This window comes from Shouchella rhizosphaerae (assembly GCF_036700015.1).
Lineage (GTDB): Bacteria > Bacillota > Bacilli > Bacillales > Bacillaceae_D > Shouchella > Shouchella rhizosphaerae.
In genome coordinates this window covers 2,310,732-2,322,863 of sequence record NZ_CP144921.1, presented here as the reverse complement: position 1 = coordinate 2,322,863, position 12,132 = coordinate 2,310,732, and the positions used below count along the sequence as shown (strand labels likewise).

General features: G+C 43.1%; 10 protein-coding genes. 4 read left to right on the top strand and 6 right to left on the bottom strand.

The annotated features are described in order from the left end of the window. Positions 1-252: 252 nt before the first annotated feature. The 6 genes from V5G21_RS11550 to V5G21_RS11525 all read right to left on the bottom strand — a co-directional run bounded on the left by V5G21_RS11550 (position 253) and on the right by V5G21_RS11525 (position 7,438). Positions 253-1,782, bottom strand: a complete 1,530-nt coding sequence (locus V5G21_RS11550) for a tagaturonate reductase (RefSeq protein WP_035205383.1) — start codon at positions 1,780-1,782, stop codon at positions 253-255. Between the two features lie 29 nt (positions 1,783-1,811). Next, positions 1,812-3,305, bottom strand: a complete 1,494-nt coding sequence (locus V5G21_RS11545; protein WP_035205384.1) for a UxaA family hydrolase — start codon at positions 3,303-3,305, stop codon at positions 1,812-1,814. Between the two features lie 104 nt (positions 3,306-3,409). After that, a complete protein-coding gene (locus V5G21_RS11540; protein WP_011245302.1) occupies positions 3,410-4,693 on the bottom strand; it encodes a TRAP transporter large permease in 1,284 nt (427 codons plus the stop codon). Between the two features lie 2 nt (positions 4,694-4,695). Then, the gene (locus tag V5G21_RS11535) at positions 4,696-5,178 is read right to left on the bottom strand and encodes a TRAP transporter small permease (RefSeq protein ID WP_035205386.1); all 483 of its coding nucleotides are present in this window, start codon (positions 5,176-5,178) and stop codon (positions 4,696-4,698) included. Positions 5,179-5,267: 89 nt separating this feature from the next. Next, a complete protein-coding gene (locus tag V5G21_RS11530) occupies positions 5,268-6,278 on the bottom strand; it encodes a C4-dicarboxylate TRAP transporter substrate-binding protein (RefSeq protein WP_011245300.1) in 1,011 nt (336 codons plus the stop codon). A gap of 146 nt (positions 6,279-6,424) precedes the next feature. Continuing rightward, complete coding sequence (locus tag V5G21_RS11525) at positions 6,425-7,438, bottom strand: zinc-binding alcohol dehydrogenase family protein (RefSeq protein WP_035205387.1); 1,014 nt, start codon at positions 7,436-7,438, stop codon at positions 6,425-6,427. A 157-nt stretch (positions 7,439-7,595) separates the two neighbouring features. On the opposite strand from V5G21_RS11525, the gene V5G21_RS11520 reads away from it, so the two are divergent. From V5G21_RS11520 to V5G21_RS11505, 4 genes are all read left to right on the top strand, one after another. Then, the gene (locus V5G21_RS11520) at positions 7,596-8,456 is read left to right on the top strand and encodes an AraC family transcriptional regulator (RefSeq protein WP_035205390.1); all 861 of its coding nucleotides are present in this window, start codon (positions 7,596-7,598) and stop codon (positions 8,454-8,456) included. A 532-nt stretch (positions 8,457-8,988) separates the two neighbouring features. Continuing rightward, a complete protein-coding gene (locus V5G21_RS11515; RefSeq protein WP_035205392.1) occupies positions 8,989-10,287 on the top strand; it encodes an extracellular solute-binding protein in 1,299 nt (432 codons plus the stop codon). A gap of 66 nt (positions 10,288-10,353) precedes the next feature. After that, a complete protein-coding gene (locus V5G21_RS11510) occupies positions 10,354-11,280 on the top strand; it encodes a carbohydrate ABC transporter permease (RefSeq protein ID WP_035205393.1) in 927 nt (308 codons plus the stop codon). Continuing rightward, complete coding sequence (locus tag V5G21_RS11505) at positions 11,277-12,107, top strand: carbohydrate ABC transporter permease (RefSeq protein WP_082111768.1); 831 nt, start codon at positions 11,277-11,279, stop codon at positions 12,105-12,107. The genes V5G21_RS11510 and V5G21_RS11505 overlap by 4 nt, the downstream gene beginning before the upstream one ends. Positions 12,108-12,132: the final 25 nt, after the last annotated feature.

Here is a 12,132-nt window from a genome sequence, read left to right as displayed (position 1 = left end):
GGAGATGATAAGAATAACCTATAAATCGATTTATCTCCATGTTTATTTTATCATGGTTGTTTCAGCTTCCCTTCTAGTAATTTCATCCATTCTTCTAATAAATTTTGCCACTGGTCAATTTAGACGCACTCAAGCAGAAGAGCATGATTTAGTGGATGAAAAAAGGAACCACATAAGACAATCGATACAGCGGGCATAATAAAACCGCCCCTCTCTAACCAAACTGGAGAAAGGGACGGTTTTACTTACTACTTAAACTCTATTTTCCATGAATGATCGTAATGCAGCTTTCATCCCATGTTCTCCTATATTCTGCACATGGAACGTAACGGCTTCCTTCAATTGTGGGACAGCGGTTAAATCGGTCTCCCAAAGCTGCTGATTGCTAAGAAATGCATGAATTGTACGCTGCAAATCCTCTCCATTATCATCGGACAGAATTTGAATGGAACGAAGCGTTTTTTCATTCTCTCTAATCGGATACACAGTATCCCCGCGTTTGCCAAACCATACATGGTCCTTCACATGATCAGGACGATAAAAGACGTATAAAGCGGCTAGTGAAAAGGTTAAAGCTGCTGGAAGCGCATTGTTTTTCCTTACCGCTTCGAGAAAAGAAGGCAGTATCCTAGTTTTCCATTTAAAGATGGAGTTCAATGAAATGTCTAATAGCTTGTGCTGATTAAACGGATTGCTAAACCTTTCGAATGTAGCGTCTGCAAAGCGGATCTTTTCCTCTTCATTGATATGAAGCAAAGGCAAAATTTCTTCGTAAACGCCTGTTCGGATAAATTGCTGGAGTTCCTCATCCTCCATTGCTTCCTTAACGGTATCCAGGCCAGATAGATACGCCGCCGCAAACATCATGGTGTGGGCGCCATTAAGAATTCGCACCTTCAGCTCTCGAAATGGAGCTACAGGCTTCCAATGGACGTTTAATCCAGCCTTCTCGAAAGGCAACTGTGCCGCTATTTCCGGTTTGGCTTCGATCGCGAATAAATGAAACGGTTCACAGGTGGTTAAAAGAGTATCCTCATAGCCTAGCTCTTGATTAAACTGCTTAATCCCTTCCCTAGGAAAGCCTGTGACAATACGGTCTACAAGCGTATTGCAGAACTGGTTATGCTGGTCGACCCAGTCTATAAAGGATTGAGGGAAGTCCCATTCCGTTGCCAGCCTAATAACAATTTCCTTTAGCAGTTGCCCGTTGTTGTCCAATAGCTCACAAGGAAATAGGATCATGCCCGCTTCCTTCGCACCTTGGAACGTTTGAAAGCGGTGATAGAGATAAGCGGCCACTTTTCCTGGAAAAGACAGGGGAGAACGCTCCTTGTCGTACTCCTCTTGCAAATACGTCAATCCAGCTTCAGTGGTGTTGGAGAACATAAAACGAACGTCTATGTTTTCTGCTACCTCAAGAACCTTTTGCCAATCTGTGTAAGGGTTAATCCCCCTGCTGATCGACGTCACAATCTCCCTTTCATCTACCTCTGTTCCATTCAACATTCCCCGCTGCGCCAACGTATACAACCCGTCCTGTGCGTTTAATTTAGGCACCACTTTACCGTGTGGAGTCGGCTGTATCGCTACAATCGAGCCATTAAACAAGCCCTTTTTATTCAACGTATGAATCATCCAATCGACAAAGCCTCGCAAAAAATTCCCCTCGCCAAACTGGATGATACGCTCTGGCAAATGCGCGTTGCAAGCTTCGTTTGCGTCCTGTAGGAGCTGCTTTTGAGCTTGATTGTGAGCTATGAATTTTTTTGATAATTGTTCCATTTAGAGGTCCCCTTTTTATTTGATGAGCGTTAAAGGGTCACGCCATCCTTAAAAATAGCGATCTCTTTAAAACCGTACTGCTCATTTTTTGTCTTCTTTTCTCCCGAAGCGACCTGAAGCAAATAGGTGAAAAAGTCCTCTTTGACATCGTCCATGCTGCTGCCTTGAATGAGCTGTCCGGCGTTATAATCAATCCAGTTCTTCTTCTTTTCAAATAGAGCCGTATTGGTTGAGATTTTAACCGTTGGCACAGGCCCGCCAAACGGGGTTCCCCTTCCTGTTGTGAACAGCACGATATGGGCACCAGCTGCAGCAAGGTTTGTGACAGATACTAAGTCGTTTCCTGGCCCTTGTACGATGTTCAGCCCCTGCTTTGTAACCTTAGAACCATAAGGGAGGACGTCGACGACAGGGGCAAATCCACCTTTTTGGACACAACCAAGTGACTTTTCCTCCAGTGTTGTAATGCCTCCTTTTTTATTGCCTGGAGATGGATTTTCGTAGACCGGCTGGTTGTACTTAAGGAAATACTCTTTGAAACCATTTACCACATCGACTAAATCGTTAAATACCTTTTTATCCGTAACCCGCTCCATCAGAATCGTCTCTGCGCCAAACATTTCAGGCACTTCCGTCAAAATCGTTGTCCCTCCTGCGGAGATAAGCATATCGGAAAACGCTCCGACCATCGGATTCGCTGTAATTCCTGAAAATCCGTCAGATCCTCCGCATTTTAAACCAACTTTTAACTTTGATAGAGGAATAGGCTCTTTTTTAAATGTTTTTGCATAGCTGACCAGACTCCCGAGTAAATCCAGTCCTTCCTCAAGTTCGTCCTCGACATCTTGGACCGCGAGAAACTTTACTCGTTCTTTATCAATTTCCGATAGAACCTGTTTAAAAGATTCTATAAAGTTGTTTTCACACCCTAGACCTAATACGAGAACCGCTGCAGCGTTAGGATGCTCTACGAGTCTTCCTAATATTTTTTGAGTGTTATGCAAATCATCGCCTAGTTGGGAGCAGCCTAGGGGATGAGGAAAATGATAGATGCCATCGATCCCTTCCTCTTGAAATGCCTCATTTCCCATTTTCGCGAGAATCTCTGCTGTTTTATTAATACAGCCCACGGTATTGATAATCCATATTTCATTACGAATGCCCGCTTCCCCGTTTTTGCGCCAGTACCCATCAAAAGTGGTTGCGGATTCCCGAACACGAAACGGCTGTGATTTATGTTGATACTGATATTCGAGCGTTCCTGATAGCTTCGTTACAACATTATCGGTGTGTACCCAATCGCCTTTTTGAATTGGCTTGCTTGCTTTGCCAATAGGGAATCCGTATTTTACGATGTCTTCTCCTACAGCGATGTCTCTGATTGCAATTTTGTGCCCAGAAGGAACGTCTCTGGATAAAGGAATATGCTCTTCTTTAAACTGGATACGTTGATCTTTTTGCAAGTCTTTTAAACTGACGATGACATTGTCTGTCGGGTGAACTTGAAAAAAAGCGTTAGACAAAATCAAAACCTCCTTATTTGTTAAACACGGATTTAATCTACCTCACAGTGTCCAGTTGTCGCTGAATACCGTTAGAGTGGATGGCTTCATCGATCCTTATTTAATTAGGAGAACAGAGAAGGCAGCCATAGGGAAATTGCTGGGAAATAGGCAACAAGCAAAATCGCAATGATTAAAACAATATAAAAAGGCCATGCCTCTTTAATAAAATCTTCAATTTTCACTTTAGTAATTGCCGTTGTCGTAAACATAATCGTCCCGATAGGAGGAGTGATCGTTCCAACACTAAGGCAAAGAATAAAGAAAAGCCCAAAATGCACAGGATCTATACCGAATGTTTGAATCATAGGCATAAAGATAGGTGTTAGTATAATAAGTAAAACGTTGCCTTCAATAAACATGCCTACTACGAGTAAAAAGACCATAATGACTAATAAAAACAGAGCAGGGCTCTCGATAAAATTGGTTACCGTGCCAGTTAGTTGCTGTGGAATCTGCTCCAGCGTTAAAATCCAGCCGAAGGCCGTTCCCGCCGCAATAATGATCATGATCGTGGCCGTTAAATTGACCGATTCTTTTAAAGCGGTAACGAGCTGATTGCCCTTCATCTGGCGATAAATAAAAAACCCTAAAATAAGAGCATAAATAACGGCAATCGCTCCGGCCTCCGTTGGGCTGAACACGCCAAAGCGAATTCCACCAATAATGATAATCGGCAACAAAATCGCAAACGCTGCATCCTTAGAAGCAATGAGCATCTCTTTTGGTTTAGCCGCTGGCTTTTTTTCTGTTTCAAAGCCTCTCTTTTTAGCAATAAAATGAACAAGTATTAAGAAAATCACACTAAGCATTAAACCCGGTACAATGCCAGCTAAAAACAGGTTGCCAATAGACACGTTCCCGATATAACCGTACATAATTAAGGCTATCCCTGGTGGAATGATCGGTGTAATCAGAGACGTTGCCGCTGTTAATACAGTCGAGAAAGCAGGCGGATAATTGCGCTTCGTCATTTGCGGCACAAGTACTTTGGACTGCATGGCCGCATCCGCGATATTAGACCCCGATAAACCTCCCATCAGCACACTGAGCAATACATTGACTTTCGCTAGCCCACCTGTCATATGGCCAGTCATGACTTGGGCAAAGTTAAGCATTCTTTCCGTAATTCCGGTATAGTTCATCAGAATCCCTGCTGTTATAAAGAAAACGATCGCAAGGAGAGGAAAGGATTCTACGCCACTCATCATTCGTTGGATTAAGATTTCATGGGTGAAGCTATCATTCATGATAAAGTAGTAGGCGCAGCCGGCAATAATGGCGTAGGCTACAGGAATATTCAATATGATCAGAGCAAACATGATGATTAAAGCGATCGTTAAATCCATCCTTACTCCAGTCCTCTCTCTTGATGTATATAAGCCCGGTCTCTTTTAATAAACACGTTAAGAAGATGAAACACGGCTAGCAACGAACCGATCGGCACCGCCAAATTAATGAATGTATAACTGATCCCAAGCACTGGGGTTACTTTGGCGACACCGTGAAAGGCAAACGCAGCCCCCCAGTAGACAAACACAAGGATAGTGGCAGCCAAAATCACGACAAGCCTTGCCACCTGAACATAATGGCGTATTTTTTCCGGCATTTTCCGGACGAAATAATCGATCCCTACGTGTGAATTGTGCTTGATTCCAGAGCTAATACCGATAAACGTAAGCCATATAAACAACGCCAAACTGACTTCCTCAGTCCATGTGATCGGACTGTTTAAGACAAAGCGGAAAAATACGTTTGCGCTAATGAGAACAATAATTCCTGATAAAGCAAGAACTCCTAGATAATCATCCAAATGATGAAAAAAACGCTTCATGTTTATCACCTCTACGTTGTTGTGAGTGTAGGCTTTCCTCTAAGCATCGATCCAGCTTCTACCAGAGACAAAGGAGTTGTTCATTCCTTCTAATCACGGTTATCCAGCAGTTCTTGAATCGTTTCCTGTAGATCAGGGCTCCATTCAGGAATACGGTTAAAAATCTCCTGCGCTCTTTCTTTAAACGGCTCAACATCAATCTCATTTATCTTAATTCCTTGTGAAGCAAAATCTTCGAGAACCTTTTCCTCCTCCTCTGCCACAATCGTTTTTTCAAATTCTCCCGCTTCATCCCCCGTTGTCTGTAAAATGTCCCGCAAATCAGCTGGCAGAGAGTCCATAAACTCGTTTCCAGTCACCCATGGGCTAATAATCTTCGTATGTCCCGTTAACGCTAGAAATTTCGCGACTTCATGCGTTTTTGAGCCAGAGAGGACAGGCAGCGGATTCTCAGCCCCATCAATTACGCCCTGTTGCAAGGAAGCATACATATCGGATAGAGGAAGCGGTGTCGGTGAAGCGCCAAGCACACTGAACGTGTGAATATACATCTGGTTGTTTGGAACCCGGATTTTTAGCCCTTTTAAATCCTCTGGTGTCAGAACCTCTTTCGTTGTCATGAGATGGCGCTCACCATAGAGTGTGTTTGTTGTTACAATCTCTAAACCCTCCTGCCTCAAGTCATCCTCGAGCGATTTAAACCAATCGGTTGTCGTCAAGTAGAATAAATCCTCTACGTCGTCTACTAGATATGGAGCCGTCATCACTCCCAGATCAGGGACAAAGTTCATAAGGAAGTCATAGCCTGTAAAGATGATCACATTGCTCCCAAACAGTGCCTGCTCAACTACGTCTGCTTCAGAGCCTAGCTGTGAGCTAGGATATAACCGTATATTCAACCGTCCGTTGCTCCGTTCTTCGGCAAGCTCCTTCCACTTCCGCGCCATTTGGTCTACTGGTTCACCTGGCTGATTTCCGTAAGCGATATTCACGGTGTAAACCTGGTCTGGGCTATTGCCTGCATCAGCCGTACTGCATGCCGTTAACAAAGCTACCATTACAAGAAGTAGGAGGGAGGACATTGTTTTCCCATTCTTCATTCCATTCAGTCCTTACGTATAGTTTTTCTTATTGCTCGCCTTTGTTGATAACGCTTTCATTTTTGCCATAACAATCTGTTACTCTGACCTGTACCAATTTAAATCGTTGATAGACTCAGGCAAGGGACGAGCTAATTTCTCATCCCTTAGAGCTCTACGACCACCTTTATCACTTTTGATTCCGGTAATAGCCAGCTATCAAACTGTTCAACCATCTCCCTAAAGCTGCAGCGATGGGTAATGTACAAATCCAGTTGAATAGAGCCTGTTTCCAACACCTGTATAACGTAGTTAAAATCCTCTTTGGTCGCGTTCCTGCTGGCCATTAATGTCATTTCTCTTTTATGAAATTCTGGATCATCAAATTGAATCATTCCGTTGACAAGCCCTACGTAAACCAATTTCCCCCCATGAGCAACATAGTTAAAAGCTTCTGTCATGGAATCGTTGTTTCCCGTCGCATCAAAAACAATTGTCGGCAACTCGTCATTCAGTCGATCATTTAGTTCGGACAGAGGGTTATCCAATGCATGGACGACTGCATCTACTTTGGCCCATTGCTGGCAAAATTCAAGTCTCTCTTCATTGACATCCATAGCAATGACACGGGCACCCTGTTCCTTGGCAAAAAGCATCACGCCCAACCCGATGGGCCCTGCCCCAATCACTAGAACCTGTTCATTTCTTCTTGGCTTCGCCCGATTTACAGCGTGGGCACCAATAGCAAGAGGCTCAATGAGGGCTGCTTCATCATAGGAAAGACTAGTAGTTTTCATTAATTGTTTGGTAGGAACAGCAACCAGCTCTCTCATACCACCATCGATATGAACACCCAGCACATTCACCTTCGTACAACAGTTCGTTTTGCCGTTTCGGCAAGCATGGCAATTTCCACAGCTTAAATAAGGGATGATCGCTACACGATCTCCTGCTTGCAGCCCTTCAGGATTATGTTCGACCTCTTCAATGACACCAGACAGCTCATGCCCTAGTACTCTAGGATAGGAAAAAAAGGGCTGGTTTCCTTTATAAGCATGAAGATCAGTCCCACATATGCCAATTCGTTTAATACGAACTAACGCTTCACCGGGCCTAATTGAAGGCGCTTTCTCATTTGTCATCTTGAATACATTTGGCCGTTCGCAAACGATGCTTCTCACAGTTTTCCTCCTCATTCTGTCCACCCTTCATTGTTGCCAAGATTCATTTTATCACCATAAATAAGTTATAAATATTGCGTATTCTGCTCAATATGTACCTTTTATTGATATAATATAAAAAGATTAAGATTTTAGGTTTGGAAAAGAGGTGTTGAAATTGGAGCCTGTCCGCAAAACATTTGATTCAGAGAATGATTTCCCCTTTTTCATTGCTTATAAAGATACGAAAACGCCTAATCGCGAGCTTCCTGACCATTTGCACGACTGGTACGAAATTGTCTATGTCTACCAAGGGAAAGGAACCTTTTTTATCGATCAGAATTTATTTCAAGCTGAGCAGGGAGATATTATCACCATCCCTGGAAATACGATCCACCGCGTCATCCCAACAGCAGAAAATTTGATTACCTCAACGGCTATTTTTTTCAGCCCCGTTTTATTGCAGCGCTCTGTATTTTGGGATTCTCACTCCTATCTAAGATTGTTTGAGGAAGGCAAAGGACTCAAAAATTACAGGCACCGGCTAGAGCCAAAAAACCGGGCTCAGCTCGAATTGTATATCGATCAGCTCTGGGAGGAGGAAAAAGAAAAGCGCATTGACCAGAGGCAGATGTTAGCCCTTTTGTTGCAGCAAATTCTTTTGTTTCTAAACCGAAACTGCCTCAAGAGCGAGCATGTCGGGCATCATAACGCTGGGCCAGTGTGGATCAATCAGGTTCTTGACTATATCGAGCTCAATTTAGAAAATGAGCTCGAACTGAATAACCTAGCGAAAATAGCAGCTGTGTCGCCGGCGCACTTTAGCAGGGTATTTAAAAAACTTATCGGCATGAATGTAACAGAATACATCACAACGAAGCGCATCATTATGGCGAAAAATTTGCTACAAGAACAAAAAGAAAACATTGCCCTTATTGCGGAACAATGTGGCTTTAACAGCATGCCACACTTCTATCGGACATTTAAAAGGCTTACGTCCGTAACGCCGGCGGCGTATCGAAGTAGCTTTGCCAAATAGATTTTTAGAAAACTGATTTTTTCTTCTCTTATAAAAAGGACGAGGTACCAATGTTAGAAACACCACTTCGCTCATGTTCACATCCGTGTGAGAGATGTAAACATGAGCTTTTTGTCGACTTTTAAAGGCGCCAATGCCATTTCCGCTAAAACCATTGACTAGGGAGTGAACGATCCTATATAATAACAATGAAAATTTTACAAATAATAAACCTCTTTTTCATAATCTCTTTATTCTTACATGGGACAATCATATTATCGCTATCATTGCCATAACTTAATAGACGCAGCCTGATGAATACAACCCTGATTAAACGACAAGGAGTCGATTGATTCCTGTGATGAGGGCTTTTTTGCATGCTTTTAAAGGATGGCCTGTGCATAGTTTCCTCTTCCAATTTTGCTAAGGAGGTGACTGATGGAACGATTTTAATGCTCCTTTATAAGGGAACCGAGAGAACGTACCGCACACGGGTATCAACTCGCCGTTCCCGCTGGCATTTTTGCGTAAAAATGAAAAGGGGGGTTTTGCAATGAGACAGAAAGCGGCGACGTTTGTTTGTATTTCGATGATGGGATTGTTTGTTCTCAGTGCTTGTGGCAATTCAAATGAAGACGCTGGAACGGAAAGCGAGGGGGAAAACCATCAAGGGGACATTGTATTAGAGCTTTGGCAAAATGACGCGAGCGAAAAAGAAAAAGTATATCAAGATGCGATTGCCCGTTTTGAAGATAAAAACCCAGGTGTAACAGTGAACATGCAGTATATTCCGAATGACGATTATAAACAGCGCATGGTTGTTGCCGTGTCAGGAGGAGATCCTCCAGACGTCTTTTTTTCCTGGGGTGGCAGCTGGCTAAAAGAGTTTGCTGATGCCGGGCAAGTAGTATCATTAAATGACTACGATATCGACTTTGATAAATTTCTTGATGTTGCACTAACGAATACAACATTTGAAGACGAAGTTTACGGGCTTCCGTTAGGGCTTACTCAAACACTGTTCTTTTATAACAAAGAAATTTTTAATGAATACGGGTTAGAGGAGCCGCAAACATATGACGAGTTTCTTGAAATTGTGGACACGTTAAAAGAGAACGATATTATCCCGATTACATTAACCAACCAAACAAAATGGCCGGGCACGTATTATTTGATGTATTTTGCCGACCGCCTAGGCGGCGAAGACCTTTTTCAAGGGGCTTTTAACCGTGACGGTACAGGGTTTGATGACGAGTCCTATGTAAAGGCAGGCGAATACATCCAAGACCTTGTTGACAGAGGTGCTTTTAATCCAGGTTTTAACGGCGTTCCTTACGATGCAGGGCAAGGACGGCAACTGCTTTATTCGGGCCAGTCTGCAATGATGCTAATGACGAATACGTTTATCTCTAGCGTACGTACAGAAGCACCTGAATTTGAAGAGAAACTAGGGATGTTTGAGTTTCCTGAAATAGCTGAAGGAAATGGCGATCCTTCCAATGTAGGCGGCGCAACAAGCCCCGTTTGGTCCGTTTCTTCAGCCACAGAACATCCTGACCTTGCAGTTGAGCTGATCAATGAACTTACAAGCATTGAAACAGCCGAAGATTATGTAAACCGAACGGGCAGCATTGCCGCTATTAAAGACATTGAAACAGATGACCCATTTATTAAGCGAATTGATGAAATCGCGGCTAATGCCAATGACATTCACATGCCTTATGACCAAACATTGCCCCCTGCTCTTGCTGAACTACATCTAGATACAACACAGCAGCTATTCGGTAAAACGCTTACACCTGAAGAAGCAGCTAGTCAGATGGAGGAGAAAGCAAAAGAATTGTTAGATTAACAGATAGAAGAGAGCGCACTTTTTCGTCTAGTGCCTCTCTTTATCTTTATAAAAGGAGGGCTACATATGAAAACCGCTGTTCAACCAGGAACTTCTCCCCCGCTTACACAAAGAAAGGCAAAGAGCGGTCGAACGATTTTCTTCTTTGTATTGCCAGCGCTTCTTGTTTATAGCGTATTTATTATGTATCCGATTTTTTCAACATTCTATTACAGCCTTCATGAGTGGAATGGTGTGCAACCTCAACGCACCTTTATTGGACTGGACAACTATGTGACTTTGCTTAAAGACGCCACTTTTTGGCAAGCGCTGCAAAACAATAGTTTGCTTGTGCTTGTTTCCGTTTTTGTGCAAATCCCACTAGGGCTGATCATGGCACTTGTTCTCTTCAGCCCTGTCATCGGTAAAAGATTGTTAAATGTTATTTACTTTCTTCCCTATTTAATGTCTACGGTAGCGATAGGGCTTCTCTGGATTTTTATGTATGACCCGATAAACGGTCCGATTAACCAATTGTTGCAAATAGTTGGCATTGATGCGATCCCCTGGTTAGCAGACGCCAATGTAGCGATGATTGCCATCTTAGTTGTCGTTATTTGGCAGTTCTCTCCTTTTTACATGATTTTATTTAAAGCAGCCATGGTAGGGATTCCAAATGAATTGTATGAAGCGGCTAGCATTGATGGCGCAAATGGAAGGCAACAGTTTTTTTACATCACGTTGCCTGCCCTCGTTCCGACTATTGTCAGTTCTTCCGTTCTCGCCGTTGTTGGTTCGCTAAAAGCATTTGACATTTTTTACATTATGACTGGCGGCGGCCCTGGAGGGGCAACAGAAATACTAGGAACCTATATGTACAAGCAAGGCTTTATCCAGTTTAGCATGGGCTATGCGAGCACAGTCGCTGCTGCCATGTTTATTATTGCCTTTATTTGTGTAGCCATCATCCAATTTGTTGAATACCAGCGAAAGAAACGGGGGATCCTCTCGTGAATCCACTACAACTCGTTAAACGTATCATGCTGTATGTGTTGGCTGTTTCCTTGTTGCTGTTTACGTTTTATCCATTTATGTACATGGTTGGTACATCGCTAAAAAGCATGGACGAATTTTTCGACAACCCTTACGCGATTGTGCCTGACACCTTTACGTTTGAACATTACTTTGCGGTAGTTGATATGGGGCTTGCTGGCTATTTTTTAAATAGCTTAATCATTACGGTAAGCGCCGTCTCATTGACAGTCGTCATTGCTTCATTAGCCAGTTATCCATTAAGCCGGCTGTCATTCCGCTTTAACCGCCCTCTGTTTTTGCTCTTCGTTGCAGGAATGATGCTCCCCATTCATGCGACCTTAATACCGATTTTTGTTTTAACGCAAGAGATGGGCATTTATGATACATTGTTGGCTTTACTCGGTCCATATGTCGCTTTTAGCTTGCCAATCTCGATTTTCATCTTGACGCAGTTTATGCAGGAAATTCCTAAAGAGCTTGAAGAAGCCGCACAAATTGACGGCGCGAATCACTGGACCATTTTTCGCAAAGTGATTTTCCCTAATGTAACCCCAGCCTTGTCTACAATTGTCATTTACAATTTCGTCTTCTTGTGGACAGAGTTTATCTTTGCACTCATTTTGCTTACGACAAGAAGTAAGATGACATTGCCTCTTGGACTGCAAAATTTTTACGGCGAATTGATGATTAACGTCCCTGGCCTGATGGCTGCTATCACGCTAGCTAGCTTGCCGATTTTGTTATTGTTTATTATCGCCCAAGAACGTGTTGTCAAAGGTTTGACAGGCGGCGCTTTAAAAGGGTAAATCGGGTTGTCCCCCTTCTTGTGCT